Raw genomic sequence first — 19114 nt, forward strand, 5'->3', positions numbered from 1 at the left:
CACGCACGGTGGCGACCTGCCGCAAGGCTGCGTGCGGTGGCGCGGGCCTTGCCGGGCCGCCGTTTCGTTCGATGTGCCAACCTTGAGTAGAGAGCGACCCATGCAACATCCGACCATCCGTACCCTGGCCGGCGCGAGCGCGCCGACGTCGATCGATGCCGCCCGCACCGCGCTGCTGGTGATCGATTTCCAGAACGAATATTTCAGCGGCCGCCTGCCGATTCCGGAAGGGCCGCGCGCGCTGGGCAATGCGCGACGCGTGATCGCGTTCGCCGATCGCGCCGGCATCCCGGTATTCCACGTCCAGCACGTCGGCGCGGCCGGCGGCCCGCTCTTCGCCGACGGCAGCGACGGCTTCCGCTTTCATGCGGACCTGCAGCCGGCGCCGCATCACGCGGTCGTGAAGAAGACGTCGGTGAGCGTGTTTCCGACGACGGACCTCGACGCGCGCCTGAAGGCGGCCGGCATCGACACGCTGATCGTCACCGGGCTGATGACGCATGCGTGCGTCGCCGGCGCGGCCCGCGATGCCGTGCCTCTCGGCTACGCGGTGATCGTCGTCGACGACGCGTGCGCGACGCGCGACCTCGATGTCGCGGACGGCGGCACGGTGTCGCACCGCGACCTTCACCGCGCCACGCTGGCCGAGCTGTCGGACACGTTCGGCGACGTGCTGACGACCGGGCAGGTGCTCGCGCTCGACGTCGCCTGATGCGCGCGGCCGGGCCCGAGCCGTGCTCGGCCGCGCGCAGGCGGACGACGGCCCTGGCGCGGTCGGACGGGCGTGGCGGCGAAGCCCGATGTAGGGGCGTTCGCGCGTGCCGGGCAGCGTCGTGTCGCGAGGTCGGCCGAGCATCGGTCCACGGGCCGCCCGATCAGAACATCGTGTTCGCGTTCGCGGCCTTTTCGGGCACCGACTGGATCACGTCCCAGTGCTCGACGATCTTGCCGTCCTTCACGCGGAAGATGTCGACCACCGCGTCGCCGCGATCGCCCGGCCGCTCGGTCGCATGCACATGCAGATAGACGAGGTCACCATCGGTCGAGCTGCGGACGATCTGCGCGCGTGATTCGGGGTTCTTCTGAAACGCGCCGACGAAGTACGACACGAACGGCTTCTTGCCGTCGGGCACGTGCGGGTTGTGCTGCTTGTAGTCGTCGGCGACGACGGCGGCAGCCTCGACCGCTTCGTGCTTGTTGAAGAAGCGGTCGTAGAACGTCAGCACGAGCTGGCGGTTGGCTTCCTCGGCGGCCAGGTCGCGCGTGACATGACCGGCGGCCGGCGCGGCGGTCGATGCGGCAAGCAGGACGAACGCGGCAACGGCGCGGACGGGGGAGCGGAGCGGTGACATGTGGCGGGTTCCTTGTCTGGGGGTTCGTGGGTGGGCGCACGGTGCGCGACCGCGGATGACGCCGATCGTCATCATCGGCGGGCGAAGGAGTGCCGACCGTGCGCATCCGTATGCTTCGCAGAACTTGAAAATCCGTGCGGCCATCGGGTCGATCGAATGGTACAGTTGCCGCGAACCCGTCACAAGAAGTCACCGCGGAGTGAGCAGGTCACGCCGCGGTGACCGTGCATCGCCCGTGAAAGAGAATCCCGTCATGCCGTTTACGTCCGCCGACGAATCTGTCGAACTCGATCAGCCGTGCCCGATCCGCGATGTGCTTGATCGCATCGGCGACCAATGGAGCCTGCTCGTGCTCGAGGCGCTGTCCGGCGGCACGATGCGTTTCAATGAACTCGCCCGCGCGATCGGCGACGTATCGAAGCAGATGCTGTCGCGCACGCTCAAGCGGCTCGAGCAGGACGGCTTCGTCAGCCGCACGCTGTATGCCGAGGTGCCGCCGCGCGTCGAATATGCGCTGACGGACCTCGGGCGTTCGTTCCTGACGCCGATGGACGCGATGATTCGTTGGGCCGACGAACATCATCGTGCGATATGCGCCGCACGTCGCCGTGCGTGCGAGCTAGAGAGCAACGGGCATTGAGCGGAGTGCGTCGTGCGGGCGTGTGGCGATCCGCGACTGTATGCGTGTGTTGCGGCAGCATCGGATGATTTCGTTATCCGAATGTTTTGAGCGAATTGCTCACGCATGCGGCGTCGCGAGGGGTGCGACGCACGCGCGGCGACCGGCGTATGACGGATATGAACTGTTGTGGCGGGGCGATCCGCCTCCGCTCGATCGGTCGATTCGTATGCAGGACGGCGCGACGTGTCGATCGACAAGGCCGTGGAAGCAGCGGCACCGCGCCGGCCGATGGCCGGCGCGGGCGACTTATCGCCAGGTACCGTCGACGTAGACCCACACTCGCCCCTGGCGACGCCAGTATCCAGGCACCCACCTGCGCCCGGGGCGGCGAGCGACCCAGCGTCCGGGCACCCATATATAGCGGCCGCGCTGCCAGCGCCAGTAGCCGTCGGTCCAGATATAGCCATGCGGCCGCGGCGGCGGTGGCCGGCGATCATGTCGCAGTGCGGGTGGCGCGAAGCCCGGGCGATCGGAATAAGGCGGCCTGCCGGGGCCTGGAGGCGGCCCGGGAGGCCGATACCCGGGCGGTGCGGGTTGGGCCGAGGCGGTGCGCAGCCAACCGCCGGTGGCGGCGACGGCGGCGGTCAGTCCGATGGCGCGCAACAGCGAGCGTCGATTCATGGCGAGTCCTCTATCTAATAGGTATTCGGGCTGCCTTACGTTAGCTGGCTGGTCGCGGGGCCGGGTTACGCGGGGCGTTAAGGCTGTTACCGCATGTCACGACGACCTGCGGGCAGCCGGGGCGCCCGCCACCGATCCCACTCTGCAGGCGCTGGCGGTCCAACAGGGACGGCAACGGCTGCACCGCCGCGTGTTTACAGTTCGGTCGCAGCGTTTTAGGCGGGTAGGCCCAATATTTGAGACTGATTCGGGTAAAAATTACCGGTTTTGCGTGGTTCCATCGATTCCGTTTGTTGTTTCTATGCAACCGTCAAGACGATGACATGAAAGAATGGTGCGATGAAAGCCTCCAAAAAGCATCCGTCAATCAGTCAAAAAAAGACGTTAAAACAAATACTTATAAGGTGCGCCCACTTTCATTATTTCTAGTTCTGGAAAAGCTTATTTCTTTATTTGCAGATCGCGCCCCTAGGGTACACCCCTAAACTCACGGTTCCCAAACGGGCAACTATCCGGGCGCGGCCAGAAGGACCGATGGCGCTCCCGGGCGGTTGCAGACCGTTTATGAACAAGGTCGCGAGACCTGCCTCTTTTTAGAAGGGAGCTCCACGAATGAACAAGACTCTGATCGTTGCAGCAGCTGCAGCATCGTTCGCTACCGTCGCTCACGCGCAAAGCAGCGTCACGCTGTACGGCGTGCTGGACGCAGGCATCACCTACCAAAGCAACGTCGCCGGCAAGTCGCTGTGGTCGATGGGCTCGGGCATCGACCAGAGCCGTTTCGGCCTGCGTGGCTCGGAAGACCTCGGTGGCGGCCTGAAGGCAATCTTCACGTTGGAAAGCGGCTTCGGCATCGGTAACGGCAAGCTGGGCAACAACGGCGGCATGTTCAACCGCCAAGCATTCGTTGGCCTGTCGAGCCAGTACGGCACGGTCACGCTGGGCAAGCAGTACGACGCAACGCAAGACTACCTGGCGCCGCTGACGGCAACGGGCACGTGGGGCGGCACGTACTTCGCGCACCGCGGCAACAACGACCGCCTGAGCACGAACGGCGACGTCGCACTGAACAACTCGGTCAAGTTCACGAGCGCTAACTACGCTGGCCTGCAGTTCGGCGGCACGTACTCGTTCTCGAACAACCAGAACTTCGGCAACAACCGTGCTTACAGCGGCGGTCTGTCGTACCAGTTCCAAGGCCTGAAGCTGGGTGCAGCGTACTCGCAAGCCAACCTCGGTGACGGTACCAACGCCAACGGCGCGACGAACATCGCTTCGCAAGGCCGTATCCGTACGTACGGTGCTGGTGCTGGCTACGCATTCGGCCCGGCACAAGTCGGTGCTGCATGGACGCAATCGCGTATCGATAACGTCCCGGGCCTGACCGGCGCGTTCCGCACGGACAACTACGAAGTCAACGCAAAGTACAACCTGACGCCGGCTCTCGGCCTGGGCGCAGCTTACACGTACACGAACACGAAGGTCGACGGTGGCAGCTCGCACTGGAACCAGTTCGGCGTGCAAGCTGACTACTCGCTGTCGAAGCGCACGGACGTGTACGCACAAGCTGTGTACCAACGTGGTGCGAAGGGCAACGCGATCGGCACGTCGATCTACAACGGCGACAACACGACGCCGGCAAGCTCGTCGATCAACCAAACCGCAGCAACGGTTGGTCTGCGTCACCGCTTCTAAGCGTGACGGCTGGGTAACCAGCTACGCAGCATCGAAAAAGGCGCCTTCGGGCGCCTTTTTTTCGCATGTGAAATACGATGACGATAATCCGGATCGTTGGGATGCAAAAAAGCGAGGCACAGGCCTCGCTTTTTGCATTCCGCGCAGGTGTTGCGCTTGATCCGTGGATCAGCGCGTGTATTCGCCGTTGGCTTCCGGTTGAAACACGATTGCCGCGACCTTCATCAGCTTTTCAGCGCCGCTCGGCTGCAGCACCTTCACCAGCTGGCCGCGTTGCGTGCCCAGCAGCGCCATGCCGACCGGCGAGAACACGTTCAGGCGCCCGAGTTCGAGATTGGCGGCATCCGGATAAACAATCGTCCAGGTGGCCTGTTCCTGGGACGCTTCGTCGAGCAGCGTGATCTGCGAGTTCATCGTGACGACGTTCGACTTGATGGCGTCGGGCTGCACGATGTCCGCGCGCTCGAGCAGCGTGTCGAGCATCGTCTGGAAGCGCGGGTTGTGTTCGGCGTGCTTCTCGAGACGAGCGACGTCGAGTTCGGTCAACTGATAAAGGCGTTGTTTCATGGCAGTTCTCCAAATGATCGGCATGGGGCAGGCGTGGCGTGCCTATGGGGATCGCCCGGAGCCTGTCTGACCTGGCTCCGGGAGGAGGCCGTGCTGTCAGATCAGGCGCCGGGCAGGGGCGAGCGGTGCCTGGGCCGTGCGTCGAAGGCAGGGGTGCGCCGGGTGGCCGGCGCGCGCACGCACGCCGGACGGGCCGGACGGCGAAACCGAAAGAGGCGTGGGCGCGTGCATGGTGAATGGGGTATCGACAGGCGAATAAAACCTTTCGATTCTACAACACAACCTTCCGGGTCGGTGATCAGGCTGTCGGCTTTTCGTCAGGCATTGTTGTGGAAATGATTGAAGTAATCGCGATCTTGCACGAGGGCACCGGTCTATTTTTTCCGAAAATGCAACGCTGTATGTTCAAACCAAGGGTTTCCCCTTGGTATCGCGAGCACTACACTTGATCCATCGCTTCAGACAGTCCAGCCGGAAGCGACGCCAAAAGAGAACATATTTCGGAGGTCCATCATGAAGTCGATCATCTACGCAGCGATCGCTGCATCCGTCCTTGCCGCCCCGATCGCATCGTTCGCGCAGTCCGAGCAGGGCTTGACCCGCGATCAGGTCCGGGCCGAACTCGTGCAACTCGAACAGAACGGCTACAAGCCGCTCGCGAGCGACGCGCAATATCCGCAGAACATCCAGGCCGCAGAACAACGGAGCCAGCCGAATCAGCCGATGCTCGCCCAAGCCGACACGAGCGGCTATGGTGCGGTGGCGACGGGCGCAGGCCAGTCGGGCCGCCGCATGACGCGTGAAGCCCCGAATCCCGTGAACTCGGTCTACTTCGGCAACTGAACATCCCCGGGTCTGCCCGCGCACAGCATGTGACCGACGGGGCGCGCGCCACTCGCGCGCGTCCGCGTCAGCAGAGCAGAACCTCCGTCGCCGCATTCCGGCGGCTTTCCCGCCCAGACGCTCGCGCGTTTGGGCCTTTTTTGCTGGGATGGGTCAGGCGGACGTGACCGTCGGTGTGCCGTGGATGTAGTGTTCGAGCTGGCTGATCGTGAATTGCTGGTCGGCAATCACACTCTTCACGAGGTCGCCGATCGAGATCAGGCCGATGAGCTTGCCGTCCTGCAGGACGGGCAGGTGGCGCATCCGGTGTTCGGTCATCAGCGCCATGCACTCGTCGGTGGATTGCGACGGCTCGACGTAGCGCACCTTGGCCGTCATGATTTCCTCGACGCGGGTGGCCTTCGACGAACGGTCCTGCAGCACGACCTTGCGCGCGTAATCGCGCTCGGTGACGATGCCCGCGATGTCGTCGCCGTCCATGACCAGCAATGCGCCGATTCCCTTTTCCGCCATCAGCTTGATGGCGTCATAGACGAAATCGGCTTTCGTGACGGTGTAGATCGTGCGGCCGGAATCCGGCTTGGCTTTGAGAATTTGCGCGACAGTCGTGCTCATTTGCTTTCTCCGTGTGCGGGACGATGCAGGGAAGGCAGGGCGTGATGCGCGGCACCCGACGGGCCCAGTATAGCCGGGCCTGTTGCGGCAGTCGCGTGACGTTTCCAGATTAGCGGTAAACTCCGGTCACGCACCATCCACACAATTCCTACATTCCTGATCGTTTCGATTGAATTCATGATGTCTTCGCGTCCCCAATCGCCCACGCCGGGCAATGGCCAGGCCGACGAGTGCGTGACGCTCGTCGCCACGGCGTCGCTGCCCACGCGCTACGGTACGTTCACGTCGTACGCCTTCCGCGTATCGGGCAGCGATGCCGAACATCTCGCGCTCGTGATGGGTGACGTCACCGGCGAGCAGTCCGTGCTGACGCGGCTTCATTCCGAATGCCTGACCGGCGACGTGTTCGGCTCCTACCGCTGCGATTGCGGCGAGCAACTCGACCTCGCGCTGCGTTACATCGCGGCGGAAGACCGCGGCGTGCTGCTTTATTTGCGCGGCCACGAAGGGCGCGGCATCGGCCTGAGCAACAAGATCCGCGCATACGCGTTGCAGGAGCAGGGGCGCGACACCGTCGAGGCGAATCTCGACCTCGGCTTGCCCGACGACGCCCGCGAATACGACTCGGCCGCAGCGATCCTCCGGATCCTCGGCGTGACGTCGGTGCGACTGATGAGCAACAACCCGAAGAAATTCGATACGCTCGTGAAGCACGGCATTCCCGTCTGCGAACGCGTGGCGCTCGCGGTACCCGTGCGCGAGGAAAACGAGCGTTACATCCGGACCAAGCAGGCGAAGTTTGGGCATTACTTCGAGGAAAACGAGTAATCGCATTCGACGCGCTGGCGCCTGAGCGCGGGCGTCGTGCGCTCGTTCGGCGAACGACGGGCGGGACGACGCGTCGCGCTGCATTCAATTCCTGTTGCCGGTTCTTGCGGCCGTCGACGTTCCTTGCCGGCGCAGGTGGCGCTCGCGATTGACTCGTCTCGCCGCTGCGCCTTCGGGCGTGTTCTTTCGCTGCGAGAATTGCGTGCGCACGGGCCGGCGCATCCCGTGCCTTCTGCATGTCCCGATCACGGTTGAACCCGCCAGTGAAGATTGAAACCGAACGTTTGACATTGCGTCGCTGGCGACCGGACGATGCCGGTGCGCTGGCTGCGATGCATGCGGATCCCGATGTGACCGCGTGGCTCGCGCGTGGCCCGATGTCCGTCGATGAGGCGGCGGCCACCATCGTGCGCTTCGAAGCGCATTTCGATGCGCACGGTTTCGGTGTGTGGGCGATCGAGCGTCGTGCGGAGAGCGCGCTGATCGGGCTCTGCGGTTTGTCACGCGAAGTTCGCGACGAGCACCCGATGGCGCCGTGTGTCGAGATCATATGGCGCCAGGCCCGATCATCGTGGGGGCATGGCCATGTTGGCGAAGCGGCCGCCGCGGTATTGGCCGACGGATTCGGCCGGATCGGGCTCGGCGAAATCTTCGCGTGGACGGCCGCCGCCAACTTGCGATCGCGGCACGTGGCGCAGCGGCTCGGGATGGCGCGACAGCCCTTGCGCGATTTCGATCATCCTGCGTTGCCGCGGGGACATGCCTTGCGGCAGCATGTGGTGTTCGTCAAGCACGCAACGTCCGTTCGTCTCGACGGCCACGTCAGCACATAACGGCCCGGGCATCTGCGCCCGTCAGCGCCACTCCGCGTTCTGCAGCGCGATCCGGTAACCGTCCGCGTCCTCGAACGCCTGTCTGGATGCATCCAATACAGATTGAATGACGCCACTCGCATGAAGCCGTGCGCGGCGGCGCATGCGCGTGCATCCAGACATCTCGAAGGGCAATACACAGGTGGGCGCATGACGACATCGGCTATGTGTAAGCCGTTCGCCGATGGTAAGCCGCCGGGGCAGGGCCGCGCGTACTGGTAGCGGATGACAGGGCGCTTTGATGCGGCCCTCATAAATCACGCAGGCAAGAAAAAGCCCGCTACTGGAGCGGGCTGAATCCATGTTTGGAGACATGGAGGAGACGGATGTAACTTTAAGGGAAAACCCGAGGGCTGGCAAGCCCTAGTTGTAATTGTGCAACGCAGCGCTGCCGGGCCTTCCCGACAAGGGTGGAGTGGCGCGCCATACAGCCCTTGCGGGTATCCCGCAGTGTCCTGCCGAAAAAACGGCGTCCCTCGGTGCGGCGGCCTTCGCGTAACCGCGAAGCCGCAGGCGCATTCACATTCCGCCCGCCCGCGCGTGCGCGGCAAACGCGCCGAACCGCTCCTGCGCGACCGGCACCGCGTACTTGTCGCGCATTTCCGTCTCGATCCACGCGCAGGCCTCTCGCGCGCAGTCGGTCAGCGCGTGCCGCGTCGTGTGTCCGTCGATGTCGTAGACGAAGCGCACGCCCACCTCATCGTCGGTGACTTGCCGCTGTAGCTGCTTGAGTTGCAATTGCGGCCCGTGCCGTTGCGACAGCGCGCGCAGCTCGTCGAAGTGATATTCGAGCCAGTCGGCGAAGAACAGCGCATCGCTGTGGCAGCGCAGACGGAACGCCGCACTGCGCGACGGATGCTGCGCGGCGGCGCTGACGGTCTGCGGCTCGCCGTTCGGCGCCATGGCCGCATCGACGGGCGCAAGCGGCTGCCCGATCTGCCGGTATGGTTCGCGGTCGCGCAGCGCGTGCCACAGCAGTTCGTCGCCGGCGGCCCCGGACGGCTGCATCGTCAGGTCGTGCCGGCCGTCGCCGACAGCAGCGACGTCGCGGATCACGAGGCGCAGCGAGCAGAGCGGCTCGTCCGCAACCAGCAGCGTCGCCGCGCGCGGCAACCCGCACACGAGCGGTGCGGCGCCGGCCGCCCGGAACACGAGCCCGTGGCGATCGAGCCGCACGAGCGGAAGCGGCCGCGGAAACGACGGGTAGGTGACTGCGATGCGGGCGCCGCCGGCACCCGTCAACCCGGGCATCATCGCGCGAAAGACCTGAGACTGGTCCACGGTGGTTCTCCTTCGTTACGATGCCGCCCGGCCGGACTACGCGCGTTCCGGCTCAGGCGGCGATGGCCTGCCGGGTGGCCCGTCCCGGCTCGATTCCAAGTGCGGCAAACGTTTGCGGATCGATATCGATCCAGCACGCGACAACCAGACGACCGTCCACCGGTTTCGGGGGACCTGCCCGGTGCGCGTGCACGCCGATCCGGCGGAACAGCCTTTCCATGCTCGCGAACGTCACGCCGATCAGCTGCCGCGCGCCCAGTTGCGCCGCGCATTCGACGACCGCGGCGAGCATCGGGCGGACGGCCCACTCGGCATTGCCCGGACCGCCTTCGTCGCCGGTCGCCGCGAACCGCGACAGCTCCCAGACGGCTGCCGATTGCGGCAGCGCGACGTCGTCGGCGATCAGGTCGGCGAACAGCGACTTCAGCAGATACGGGCGCGTGGTCGGCAGCAGGCGCGCACATCCGCACACTTCGCCGCCGGCGTTTCTCGCGAACACGTAGACGGTATCGTCGCGATCGAACTGGTCGCGCTCGAAACTTTCGTTCGCCGACGGAAGCGCCCAACCGAGCTGCTCGACGAACACGCGGCGCCGATAGCGCCCGAGATCCGCTGCAAGTTCGTGTGGCAACCGCCCTTCCTCGTGAACGAAGGTCCGCATGGTGTCCTCGGATCTGTACTTTGGTATGCACGCATTACATCGCGCGTCCCGAGGGGGCGGTAACTGGTAACTCTTACAGGGTGAGGGGAGGCCGATACCATTCGACCGGTGGTATCGGTTTCTTGATCGGCGGGATTGAAATACGGGCGGCTTTTGCTTATAAAGAGCGCCAGTCTTGCGGAAATGTCAGAGGAAAGCGCGGCCGGTTGTCACTGGAGCGTGGGACCGGCATGATAGGCGTCGTTGCGACCGAGCAGCGACGACGCGACCGCGGCCGGCCAGTCGACGTGTACGAGCCGCGCGGCGAGCACGGCGGCGGTGCGAAACATGCCGAGGTCGGCGCCGGTGGCATCGACGGCCATGATGTTGCTGCGAACGTCGCCGCCCGCGATCACGAACGTGCCCGTCGCGCGCTCGAGATACCAGTCCCAGCCGACCGTCAGGTATGCGACGCCGGCACTGGCCGGGCGATGCCATTCGGTATAGCCGGCCAGGCGCGCGTCGATGGCGCTGTCGCGCAGTTCCGCGAGCAGCGATGCATCGAGGCCGCTTGCGACGTGGTCGAGCACGAGCGCGGCCAGTGCACTTTCGGACAGGCGCACGTAGCCGTCCGGAGACGGGCCGCGGACCGGATGCAACAAAGGTGAAGTCATGCGCGGAATGTATCAGCCCCGAACCGGTGCTGGCACCTGACAGGTATGACAGCGTAACGTTGTCGGAGAACGAATGGAACTGCGCTGGCAGGATGCCTACCAACAATTCAGCGCCGCGGAAGACGAGCAGCAACTCTTCCAGCGGATCGCCGCTTATTCTAAACGCCTCGGCTTCGAATATTGCTGTTACGGCATTCGCGTGCCGCTGCCGGTGTCGAAGCCGGCCGTCGCGATCTTCAATACTTATCCGGACGGCTGGATGGCGCACTATCAGGCGCAGAACTACATCGAGATCGATTCGACGGTTCGCGACGGCGCGCTCAGCACCAACATGATCGTCTGGCCGGACGTCGACCGGATCGATCCGTGCCCGCTGTGGCAGGACGCGCGCGATTACGGGCTGTCGGTGGGTGTCGCGCAGTCGAGCTGGGCGGCGCGCGGCGCGTTCGGGCTGTTGAGCATCGCGCGTCATGCGGACCGGCTCACGCCGGCCGAGATCAACATGCTGACGCTGCAGACCAACTGGCTCGCGAACCTGTCGCATTCGCTGATGAGCCGCTTCATGGTGCCGAAGCTGTCGCCCGAGTCGAGCGTCACGCTGACCGCGCGCGAGCGCGAGGTGCTGTGCTGGACGGCCGAAGGGAAGACCGCGTGCGAGATCGGCCAGATCCTCTGCATCTCGGAGCGCACGGTCAACTTCCACGTGAACAACATCCTCGAGAAACTCGGCGCGACCAACAAGGTCCAGGCGGTCGTCAAGGCGATCGCGGCCGGACTCATCGATACACCCTGACCCGGCGCTGGCGGCGGGGCGGTCGTGTCGCGTCGGCGGCCGCCGCTCACTCCATCATCGGCTCCGCTTCCTTCGCGGTCCAGCTCACGCTGGAAATGCTCTTCTCCATGCTCATCCGGCTCGCGATCTGCTCGAGCTTCTGCTGATCCTTCGGGTGCAGCTTCAGCGTCGCGGTCACCTTCAGGCGGTCCGGCTGCTCGGGCACGTCCTCGCTCGTCAGGCTCTGGAACGACAGCGGCTTCGCATACATCGCGTTCGACAGCAGCGTGCGGATGTGCACTTCGTCGTCGGCCAGGCAGATCACGGTGATCTGGTATTCGCGCACGAGGTCGGCGTTCGACACGGGGGTCGCGTTGATCGCCTGGCTGACGCCGCGCAGCACCGTGTTGGTGAGCAGCACGACGCCCGTGCCGGCCAGCGCCGGAACGAAGTGACCGGAGCCGGCCAGCACGCCGACGGCGGCCGAGCACCACAGCGTCGCGGCCGTGTTGATGCCCTGGATCGAGCCCTTGTCGCGCATGATCACGCCGCCGCCGAGAAAGCCGACGCCCGACACGACGTAAGCGGCGATCTGCGTGACGCCGGCCACGCCGTTGCCGGTCAGCACGCCGAGCGTGACGAACAGGCAGGCGCCGCTCGCGACGAGCGTGATCGTGCGCAGGCCCGCCGTGCGTTGCCGCATCTGGCGTTCGAGGCCGATCGCGACGCCGCAGGCGAACGCAGTGAAAAGACGGAGTGCGAAATCGAGAGTCATGTTTGTCCTGCCGTGCCAAGTGCGCATGCCGGCCCGCGTCGCGGCGGCGCGAGGCCGAACGCGGCACGATGGCCGTCATCGCGCGGTACTGTACCGCGCGAATGCGTCATTCAGTGTGAAACGGGGGGCGTGCGGGCTCGCGGAACGCGAGCCGCGGCAGGAGAACTGCGTCGGACAGGCGTTCAGGCGGCAAGCGGCGCACGCAACGGAGTGCTGCAACTGTCCACGATGGTTCCTGAAGGAAGAATGGGCGGCATTCTAGTGGCCCGCCCGCGCAGGCGTCAACCCGTCCGGCGGCCGGCCGCGAACGGCCGGTGCGTCACGGCGACGGTCATTGCGACGCGCCGATCGTCCCCGTCGCGAGCGCGAGCGCGGCGGCAGCCGACAGCGCGCCGGCATAGCTGTCGACCTCCGCGTTGCGGGCCGCGAGCAGCTGGCTTTGCGCGATCGTCGCATCGGTGACCGAGCCGACGCCGTTGCGGTACGCGGTCAGGGCCGCGTCGTAGCTCGTCTGCGCGGCATCGACGAGCGCCTTGGCCGCGTCGTGCGACGCGAGGCTCGTCTGCACCGCGTTCTGCGCGGCGACGACCTGGCGGACGGCTTCCTCCTTGGTCCGCGTGAGGCGTGCGGATGCGCTTTGCGCATCGTTGCGCGCCTGCATCAGCACCGCCGAGCGCAGGCCGCCGTCGTACAACGGTATCGTCACGCCGAGGAACACGCCGCCGCCGTAGCGGCTGCCGTTCAGGTTCACGGTCGGCGCCTGGTCGCCGATCGCGGGCAGCGCGGTGATCGCCGTGCCGCCGCTCGCATACGACGTCGACGCCGACAGGAAAATTTTCGGCATGAACGCGGCTTGCGCGGCCTTGATTTTCGCGCGGTTGGCCTGCTCGAGCGCATACGCGCCCTGCAGGTCGGGGCGGCGCGCGATCGCGTCCGACACGATCGCGTCGACCGACGAAGCGAGCGCGGGCGGCAGCGGACGCTTGGGAAGCGCGGCGATCGACGGCTTCGACAGCGGCGAGATGCCGAGCGCGGAAACCAGCGCGAGGTAGCCGTCGCTTTCCGCGCCGTTCGCCTGCACGAGCGCGAGATTTGCCTGCGCACGATTCTGCGTTGCCTGCGCGAGTTCGACGACGGTGCCGACGCCTTGCCTGAGCCGCGCGCGCGACGCCGCGAGGATCGCGTCGGCGTTCACCAGGCCCTGCTGCGCGCTGGCCGCGCGCGAGCGGGCGGCTTCGTAGCGGTAATAGGCGACGGTCACGTCGTGAATCACCTGCTGGTGCACGGCCGTGAACGCGACGTTCGACGCGACCGACGCCTGCTCGGCCGCCTCGACGCGCGCCGCGCGGCCGCCGAAATCGAACAGCAGCCATTGCAGCGACAGCGCCGAGATCGTGCCGTGCACGGTCGTGTTGCTCGACGCGTCGCCGAGGAGCGTCGACGTCGAGCCGTGGCTCGTCTGGTACGCGCCCATCGCGGTCGCGGACAGGTTCGGCAGGTACGCAGCCTTCGCGATGCCGACCGCGAGCGCGGCGTTGCGCGCGTCGTTCCATGCGATGCGGGTCAGCGGGTTCGTCGATTCGGCGAGATCGATCAGCTCGGGCAGCGTGTACGGATGCGCGGTGTCGAGCGCGGCGGGCGGCGACACCGACGCGAGCGCGGGCGAGGCCGGCAGCGTGTAGTCGTGCGGCGCGCGTTGAGCGGAAGCGAGCGGCGGGGCCGGCACGATGTCGCCGGCGGCCGACGTTTGCGGCTGCCACGGGCGGTCGGGTGCCTCCGGCGCCAGGTCGACCGACGACGTGGCGCAACCGGTCAGCGCGATGGCGGTCGCGAGCACGGTGGCGGCGATCGGCGCGGCCGGCGGTTCAGGGACGCGCATGAGGGGCAGACTCCTTCGGGGGGGCTGGACGCGCGGCGTCGGCGATGTGCGCGAGCCGCGTGTCGATCAGGTTGAGCAGCGCGTCGCGTGCAGGATCAGTGGAGGTGGCGGCCGGCGCGATTGCTGCGCCTGCCGTCGACGACGGTGGCGCCGAAGCGGCGTCGGCAATCGGGTCGCCGTCGCGCAGTTCGACCACGCGCGCGAGCCGCGCGCCGATCGCCGCATCGCCTGGCGTGCGTTCGGCGAGCAGGAACAGCGGGCCTTCGAGCGCGCCGAGTTCCGCAAGTGCGCGTCGCCGGGTCGCGAGCCACGCGGCGGCGGGGCGCACCCACGACGGTTCGTAATGGATCAGCCCGAGTTCCTGCGCGATCGCGCCGTGGCGCGCGAAGGCTTCAGCGGCGAGCGTGCGGCGTTCGGCCGGCTGCACGACCTGCGCGATACGGCGCCACTGGTCGAGCAGCGCCGCGAACGCGACATCGATCTGCTTGCCGATGCTGACGGGCCAGATGCGCGTGAACACGAGATACACGACGACGTTGCCGAGCAGGATGCCGATCGTGCGATCGCGCGCGAGCGTGAGGTCGAAGCCGGGGCCTGCGCCCTGGATCACGCACAGGAAGAACGCGAATGCGACCTGGAAGCCCGCGTACGCGATGCGCGGCGAACCGAAGGCGACCCACGCGGACAGCCACGCGCCGACGAACACGAGGGCCATCAGCTCGCCGATCGACGACAGCGCCGGCACGACGAACACGAGCGCCGCGGTCCCGATCAGCGCGCCGACGATGCAGCCGGCGATCCGCAGCGTGAGTTTCTCGACCGTTTCGGCCGTCGAGCCGAGCGACACCATGTAGCAGGTGATGAAGCAGGTGTGGATGCCCGACCAGTCGAGCTGCGAATACAGCAGGTAGCAGAACATCGCCGCGACGGTCGTCTTCAGTGCGTAGCGGATGTGGTCGGGGTTGGTGCGGGCGTCCGGCAGGAAGAAGCCGCCGCGTGGCGCGGGCGGTGCGGCGGGCGCGTTCGTCGGCGAAGCGGATGCGTGGGTCGGTGCCGCGGCCGGTGTAGCCGGAGCGGTCGGCTCGGCGAAATGCGTGACGGCCGCGTGCAGGTCGGTTGCGACGACGCGCGCGAGCGGCGGCAGCGTATCGGCCGGCGGCAGTGCGAGCGTCACGTCGACCGGATAGCCGCCCTGATCGAGGATGCCGGCCATTTCGTCGAGCGTCGCCGCGGCCGGTTCCGCGAATGCGGTGGGCAGCCGCGCGTCCGGTTCCCGGTCGGCGAGCGCGACCGCGACGAGCAGTGCGGTGCTCGATGCGATGGCCTGTCGTAGCGCCGGTGCATCCGCGGCTCGCGTCGAGCCTTCGAGCGTCGACAGCTTGAGCCACGTGAGCAATTGCTTGTCGCCTTCGCGCAGGCTCGCGTCGAAGGCCGTGCGTGCGTCCTCGTCGCCGCGCAGCCGCCGCGCGGCGAGCCGCAGCCGTTTCGCGAGCTGCGCGAGCGCGAGCTTGCGCGGCGACGGCGCGATCAGCAGGTTGACGACGATCGCGACGCCGACCGGAATCGCGACCATCAGCCATGCGTAGAGCAGTGCGCGCGTCGCGGCTTCGCCGACCGGCGCGAGGCCGAGCTCGTCGAGCCCGAAGCCGACGATCATCGCGAGGATCGCGCCGACCGGGCGCAGCTTGCTGGCCGACGTGAGATACAGGAGTCCGACCGACAGCACGGCCATGCACGCGACGCGCAGCACCGAATATTCGATGCTGAAGATCGCGACGCCGATCACGAGCGCGATCACGACCGTGACGAGCAGCAGCATCGCGACCGCGAGCACGACGCTCGTCACGCGGTCGGCGCGATTCAGGAAGAACACGACGTAGGCGGAGATCGCGGCTTCCGGCGTGCCGTAGCCGCTCGTCACGAGCACGACGAGCGCGCAGATCAGCGCGACCCGCACGGCCATCGCGGCGCGCCCCGGAAACGGCGCGAGCAGTCGCAGGACTTCGCGCGGGCCGGGCGAGCGGACTTCAGCGGCAGGCTGAGCCATGCCGGACCTCGACGATCGCGCTCGCGCCGACACGCACGAGCTTGCCGTCGGGTTCGTCGAGCTTCACGCGCACCGGGAAGCGCTGCGCGACGTGCACCCAGTTCACCGAGCGCTGCACGATCGGCAGCGTGCGCGGCAGGTTGATGCGATCGCTGTCCGCGATGCCGGCGCCGATGCCGACGACCTTGCCCGTCAGCGGGCGGCTGCGGTCGATCATCGAATAGACCGTCGCGCAGTCGCCGACCGCGATGCGGTTCAACGACGTTTCGCGGAAATTGCCGACGGCGAACCATTCGCTCGCATCGATCAGCGTGAAGATCGACTGGTTCGGCGCGAGGGTTTCGCCGGCGAGCACGGTCAGGCCAGTCACGAGTCCGTCGTGCGGCGCGCGCACGACCGTATCGTCGAGCGCGTGCTGCGCGCGGGCGAGCGCGGCTTCGCGCGCATGGAGCGTGGCGATCGCGTCGGCGTCGTCGCCGATCGTCTGCGCGGACGAGCGCTGCTGTTCCTGCGCCTGCGCGAGCGACACGGCCGCGTCGCGCTGCCGGACCTTCGCCTGGTCGAACTGCTGCGCGCTGACGTAGCCCTGCGCGGCGAGCGGCGCGAGCCGGTTCACGTCGCGCGTCGCGAGATCGTGATTCTGCATCGCGCGCTTGACCTGCTCGGCGGCCACGGCCGCGTTCGAGCGCTCGCCGATCAGCGACCGTCGGCGCGTGTCGAGCGACGCGCGCGCGAGCTCGAGATCGGCCTGCGCCTGCGCGACCGTCAGCCGGTACGGCACCGGATCGATTGCATACAGCAGGTCGCCTTTCGCGACGCGCTGGTTTTCGTGTACCGCGAGCTGCACGATGCGGCCGCCGACGGGCGACGCGACGTGCACGACGTCCGCGTCGATCGACGCATCGTCGGTGGACGGGTAGGCCGTCGTGCGGTGGTACGCGTACGCGAGCGCCGCGATGCCGAGCGCGACGATCGCCAGTGCGATCACGCGGCCTTTCGTGGACGGGTGGGCGATGCCGGCGGCCTTCATGCGAACGGCCCCGTGCCGGCGAGCCACACGATCACGGCGACCACGAGCCCGATCGCGGTGCAGACGGCGAGCTGGTAGGGCACCGTGGCGGCCCAGCCGGTCGCGACGAACACGCGGTGCGCGACGATCGCGCCGACGATGCCGACGATCGCGCTGACGAGCCAGAGCGGGAAATACGCGCCGAACAGGACGTACGACGGTGCGCCGCGCGACGTGCAGCCCGCGAGCGGCAGGGCTGGCACCAGGACGGCGGCGACGCGCAGGGGCGCGCGCGGCGTTGTTTTTCTCATGGTGTGACGAGCTCGACGTTGGGGGTGAATGCCGGGCGCGGCGCAATGCGGTGCGTCGCCGCGACGACGATTCCGCGATACGGAGCCGATCATAAATCAGCGCGATGCGGACCGCCAGCGATGCCCCGCGCACATGTGGCACGCATCGGGCCGCCCGGCGGGCGCTTCGGGACGGTCGATAGCGGTCGCGATTCTGCCAGCGCATGCGCTGGCAGAGTTGCTGTCGGACTGTAAAGGATCGTCAGACGTAACCGGGTCGATGCCGTTTGCCTGCCGATGAAGAGGGAATCGGCGAGCCGAATGCGGCATTGACGCGCAGTCGCGGATGAATCCGCGTTCGGGCCGCGCCGTGCGTCCGCCGCGGCCGTGACCGGTCGTGCCGGCCGGTATCTGTGTACCATCGTGCGAAGAGCGCGACGCGTGACGTGTGACGAGGCCTGACGGCACGGTCCCGTCCGATGCGCGGCGCGGAAGCGGTACCGCAACGAGGAAGAGTGTTCCATGCGAAGTTTCTTTGTCCGGTTCATTGCGATCGGCGTGCTGTTCCACTTGTACGTCGGGCTGCGGATCATTCCCGACGCCTTCGCGTCGCCGCTCGCGCGCACGATCGCGGCGTTGGTGCTGGCGAGCTTCGTCGTGCTGATTCCGGTCGGCATGTTCTCGCGCCGCTTCGACGAAGGCTGGGCAGCGACGCTGGCCGGCTGGGCCGGTTCGATCGCGATGGGCTTCTTTTCGTCGCTGCTGGTGCTGACGTTCCTGCGCGAGCCGGTGCTGCTCGGCGTCGTCGCATGGCGGCATCTGGGGCATGACGGCGCCTGGAGCGGCGCGGCGTCCGACACGGCGCTCGGCGTACTGGCGGGCGCGGTGCTGATCAGCGCGATCGGATTCGTCGGCGCGCGCCGCACGGCCGCGGTCAAGCGCGTGTCGATTCCGGTCGACGGGCTGCCGGCCGCGCTCGACGGCCTGACGATCGTGCAACTGTCGGACATTCACGTCGGGCCGACGATCAAGCGGCCCTATATCGAGCGGATCGTGCGCGCGGTCAATGCGCTCGAGGCCGATCTCGTCGTCGTGACGGGCGACGTGGTCGACGGCTCGGTCAAGCGGCTTCGCGAGCACACGGCGCCGCTCGGCCGCATGCAGTCGCGGCACGGCAGCTTCCTCGTGACGGGCAACCACGAGTATTACGCCGGCGCGCACGCATGGATTGACGAGTTCCGGCGGATCGGTTTGACGGTGCTGCTCAACGAGCACGTGCTGATCGAGCACGACGGCGCGCGCGCGGTGCTCGCGGGCGTCACCGATTTCACGGCGGGCGGGTTCGATCCCGAACATCGCAGCGACCCCGAGCAGGCGCTCGCAGGCGCGCCGCACGACGTCGCCACGAAGATCCTGCTCGCGCACCAGCCGCGCAGCGCGGAAGCGGCGAGCCGCGCCGGGTTCACCGTGCAACTGTCCGGCCATACGCACGGCGGCCAGTTCCTGCCGTGGCCGCCGTTCGTGCGCCTGCAGCAGCCGGTGATCGGCGGGCTGAACCGGTTCGGCGCGATGTGGCTGTACACCAGCCGCGGCACCGGCTACTGGGGGCCGCCGAACCGTTTCGGCGTGCCGTCCGAAATCACGCTGATCCGGTTGGCGCGCGGCCGCTAGC

At 67.0% G+C, this 19114-nt stretch carries 20 protein-coding genes; 8 read left to right on the forward strand and 12 right to left on the reverse strand.

Translation table 11 applies throughout. The features are described from left to right. The first annotated feature begins 100 nt into the window (after positions 1–100). Positions 101–712, forward strand: coding sequence for a cysteine hydrolase family protein (locus tag HWX22_RS16235; RefSeq protein WP_175916009.1), 612 nt, complete (start codon positions 101–103; stop codon positions 710–712). 163 nt (positions 713–875) lie between these two features. Here HWX22_RS16235 and HWX22_RS16240 read toward each other — a convergent pair whose 3' ends face one another. Beyond that, a complete protein-coding gene (locus HWX22_RS16240; protein WP_175916010.1) occupies positions 876–1352 on the reverse strand; it encodes a nuclear transport factor 2 family protein in 477 nt (158 codons plus the stop codon). Between the two features lie 253 nt (positions 1353–1605). Here HWX22_RS16240 and HWX22_RS16245 point away from each other — a divergent pair, with 253 nt between their 5' ends. After that, a complete protein-coding gene (locus HWX22_RS16245; RefSeq protein ID WP_175916064.1) occupies positions 1606–1992 on the forward strand; it encodes a helix-turn-helix domain-containing protein in 387 nt (128 codons plus the stop codon). 288 nt (positions 1993–2280) lie between these two features. On the opposite strand, the gene HWX22_RS16250 is transcribed toward HWX22_RS16245, so the two are convergent. Beyond that, the gene (locus tag HWX22_RS16250) at positions 2281–2655 is read right to left on the reverse strand and encodes a YXWGXW repeat-containing protein (RefSeq protein WP_082725381.1); all 375 of its coding nucleotides are present in this window, start codon (positions 2653–2655) and stop codon (positions 2281–2283) included. Between the two features lie 612 nt (positions 2656–3267). Here HWX22_RS16250 and HWX22_RS16255 point away from each other — a divergent pair. Next, complete coding sequence (locus HWX22_RS16255; protein ID WP_059507688.1) at positions 3268–4350, forward strand: porin; 1083 nt, start codon at positions 3268–3270, stop codon at positions 4348–4350. Between the two features lie 168 nt (positions 4351–4518). On the opposite strand, the gene HWX22_RS16260 is transcribed toward HWX22_RS16255, so the two are convergent. After that, positions 4519–4917: a GreA/GreB family elongation factor gene (locus HWX22_RS16260; protein WP_059526516.1), complete on the reverse strand. Its 399-nt coding sequence runs from the start codon at positions 4915–4917 to the stop codon at positions 4519–4521. Positions 4918–5430: 513 nt separating this feature from the next. Between HWX22_RS16260 and HWX22_RS16265 the strand changes: the two genes are divergently transcribed. Next, entirely contained in the window at positions 5431–5760 is a 330-nt protein-coding gene (locus HWX22_RS16265) for a DUF4148 domain-containing protein (protein WP_059526514.1), read from the forward strand. 153 nt (positions 5761–5913) lie between these two features. On the opposite strand, the gene HWX22_RS16270 is transcribed toward HWX22_RS16265, so the two are convergent. Further along, positions 5914–6375, reverse strand: a complete 462-nt coding sequence (locus HWX22_RS16270; RefSeq protein WP_059468448.1) for a CBS domain-containing protein — start codon at positions 6373–6375, stop codon at positions 5914–5916. A gap of 177 nt (positions 6376–6552) precedes the next feature. Between HWX22_RS16270 and ribA the strand changes: the two genes are divergently transcribed. Continuing rightward, positions 6553–7203 carry a GTP cyclohydrolase II gene (gene ribA, locus HWX22_RS16275; protein WP_059819351.1) on the forward strand — a complete coding sequence of 217 codons (651 nt, stop codon included), beginning with the start codon at positions 6553–6555 and terminating at the stop codon, positions 7201–7203. 263 nt (positions 7204–7466) lie between these two features. After that, complete coding sequence (locus HWX22_RS16280; RefSeq protein WP_244135232.1) at positions 7467–8036, forward strand: GNAT family N-acetyltransferase; 570 nt, start codon at positions 7467–7469, stop codon at positions 8034–8036. A gap of 558 nt (positions 8037–8594) precedes the next feature. Here HWX22_RS16280 and HWX22_RS16285 read toward each other — a convergent pair. The 3 genes from HWX22_RS16285 to HWX22_RS16295 all read right to left on the reverse strand — a co-directional run bounded on the left by HWX22_RS16285 (position 8595) and on the right by HWX22_RS16295 (position 10670). Then, entirely contained in the window at positions 8595–9356 is a 762-nt protein-coding gene (locus HWX22_RS16285; protein WP_175916012.1) for a hypothetical protein, read from the reverse strand. 52 nt (positions 9357–9408) lie between these two features. Beyond that, the gene (locus HWX22_RS16290; RefSeq protein WP_059526508.1) at positions 9409–10017 is read right to left on the reverse strand and encodes an acyl-homoserine-lactone synthase; all 609 of its coding nucleotides are present in this window, start codon (positions 10015–10017) and stop codon (positions 9409–9411) included. 209 nt (positions 10018–10226) lie between these two features. Next, the gene (locus HWX22_RS16295) at positions 10227–10670 is read right to left on the reverse strand and encodes a DUF4902 domain-containing protein (RefSeq protein WP_059686171.1); all 444 of its coding nucleotides are present in this window, start codon (positions 10668–10670) and stop codon (positions 10227–10229) included. A 73-nt stretch (positions 10671–10743) separates the two neighbouring features. On the opposite strand from HWX22_RS16295, the gene HWX22_RS16300 reads away from it, so the two are divergent. Continuing rightward, positions 10744–11463, forward strand: coding sequence for an autoinducer binding domain-containing protein (locus HWX22_RS16300; RefSeq protein ID WP_059526503.1), 720 nt, complete (start codon positions 10744–10746; stop codon positions 11461–11463). Positions 11464–11509: 46 nt separating this feature from the next. Here HWX22_RS16300 and HWX22_RS16305 read toward each other — a convergent pair whose 3' ends face one another. The 5 genes from HWX22_RS16305 to HWX22_RS16325 all read right to left on the reverse strand — a co-directional run bounded on the left by HWX22_RS16305 (position 11510) and on the right by HWX22_RS16325 (position 17463). Further along, on the reverse strand, positions 11510–12217 hold the full coding sequence (locus tag HWX22_RS16305; RefSeq protein ID WP_059526501.1) for an MgtC/SapB family protein: 708 nt from the start codon (positions 12215–12217) through the stop codon (positions 11510–11512). Positions 12218–12548: 331 nt separating this feature from the next. Further along, a complete protein-coding gene (locus HWX22_RS16310) occupies positions 12549–14096 on the reverse strand; it encodes a TolC family protein (protein WP_059819346.1) in 1548 nt (515 codons plus the stop codon). Then, on the reverse strand, positions 14083–16143 hold the full coding sequence (locus HWX22_RS16315; RefSeq protein ID WP_175909415.1) for an FUSC family protein: 2061 nt from the start codon (positions 16141–16143) through the stop codon (positions 14083–14085). Before HWX22_RS16315 ends, HWX22_RS16310 begins: the two co-directional genes overlap by 14 nt. Beyond that, positions 16124–17173 (reverse strand): multidrug transporter subunit MdtN, encoded by a 1050-nt coding sequence (gene mdtN / locus HWX22_RS16320; RefSeq protein WP_175916013.1) that lies wholly within the window; start codon positions 17171–17173, stop codon positions 16124–16126. The genes HWX22_RS16315 and mdtN overlap by 20 nt, the downstream gene beginning before the upstream one ends. Next, positions 17170–17463, reverse strand: coding sequence for a hypothetical protein (locus HWX22_RS16325; protein ID WP_059819343.1), 294 nt, complete (start codon positions 17461–17463; stop codon positions 17170–17172). The genes mdtN and HWX22_RS16325 overlap by 4 nt, the downstream gene beginning before the upstream one ends. Positions 17464–17964: 501 nt before the next feature. Between HWX22_RS16325 and HWX22_RS16330 the strand changes: the two genes are divergently transcribed. Beyond that, positions 17965–19113, forward strand: a complete 1149-nt coding sequence (locus tag HWX22_RS16330; RefSeq protein WP_059526480.1) for a metallophosphoesterase — start codon at positions 17965–17967, stop codon at positions 19111–19113. Position 19114: the final 1 nt, after the last annotated feature.

Source organism: Burkholderia sp. BCC1638 (assembly GCF_902833195.1).
Taxonomy (GTDB): Bacteria; Pseudomonadota; Gammaproteobacteria; order Burkholderiales; family Burkholderiaceae; genus Burkholderia; species Burkholderia diffusa.

Bases quoted from the DNA above. Each gene is read 5' to 3' on its own strand.
- HWX22_RS16270 (WP_059468448.1), bottom strand. From the start codon at position 6,375: ATGAGCACGACTGTCGCGCAAATTCTCAAAGCCAAGCCGGATTCCGGC.
- HWX22_RS16235 (WP_175916009.1), top strand. From the start codon at position 101: ATGCAACATCCGACCATCCGTACCCTGGCCGGCGCGAGCGCGCCGACG.
- HWX22_RS16325 (WP_059819343.1), bottom strand. From the start codon at position 17,463: ATGAGAAAAACAACGCCGCGCGCGCCCCTGCGCGTCGCCGCCGTCCTG.
- ribA (WP_059819351.1), top strand. From the start codon at position 6,553: ATGATGTCTTCGCGTCCCCAATCGCCCACGCCGGGCAATGGCCAGGCC.
- HWX22_RS16295 (WP_059686171.1), bottom strand. From the start codon at position 10,670: ATGACTTCACCTTTGTTGCATCCGGTCCGCGGCCCGTCTCCGGACGGC.
- HWX22_RS16300 (WP_059526503.1), top strand. From the start codon at position 10,744: ATGGAACTGCGCTGGCAGGATGCCTACCAACAATTCAGCGCCGCGGAA.
- HWX22_RS16260 (WP_059526516.1), bottom strand. From the start codon at position 4,917: ATGAAACAACGCCTTTATCAGTTGACCGAACTCGACGTCGCTCGTCTC.
- HWX22_RS16265 (WP_059526514.1), top strand. From the start codon at position 5,431: ATGAAGTCGATCATCTACGCAGCGATCGCTGCATCCGTCCTTGCCGCC.
- HWX22_RS16315 (WP_175909415.1), bottom strand. From the start codon at position 16,143: ATGGCTCAGCCTGCCGCTGAAGTCCGCTCGCCCGGCCCGCGCGAAGTC.
- mdtN (WP_175916013.1), bottom strand. From the start codon at position 17,173: ATGAAGGCCGCCGGCATCGCCCACCCGTCCACGAAAGGCCGCGTGATC.
- HWX22_RS16305 (WP_059526501.1), bottom strand. From the start codon at position 12,217: ATGACTCTCGATTTCGCACTCCGTCTTTTCACTGCGTTCGCCTGCGGC.
- HWX22_RS16310 (WP_059819346.1), bottom strand. From the start codon at position 14,096: ATGCGCGTCCCTGAACCGCCGGCCGCGCCGATCGCCGCCACCGTGCTC.
- HWX22_RS16240 (WP_175916010.1), bottom strand. From the start codon at position 1,352: ATGTCACCGCTCCGCTCCCCCGTCCGCGCCGTTGCCGCGTTCGTCCTG.
- HWX22_RS16245 (WP_175916064.1), top strand. From the start codon at position 1,606: ATGCCGTTTACGTCCGCCGACGAATCTGTCGAACTCGATCAGCCGTGC.
- HWX22_RS16290 (WP_059526508.1), bottom strand. From the start codon at position 10,017: ATGCGGACCTTCGTTCACGAGGAAGGGCGGTTGCCACACGAACTTGCA.
- HWX22_RS16250 (WP_082725381.1), bottom strand. From the start codon at position 2,655: ATGAATCGACGCTCGCTGTTGCGCGCCATCGGACTGACCGCCGCCGTC.
- HWX22_RS16330 (WP_059526480.1), top strand. From the start codon at position 17,965: ATGCGAAGTTTCTTTGTCCGGTTCATTGCGATCGGCGTGCTGTTCCAC.
- HWX22_RS16255 (WP_059507688.1), top strand. From the start codon at position 3,268: ATGAACAAGACTCTGATCGTTGCAGCAGCTGCAGCATCGTTCGCTACC.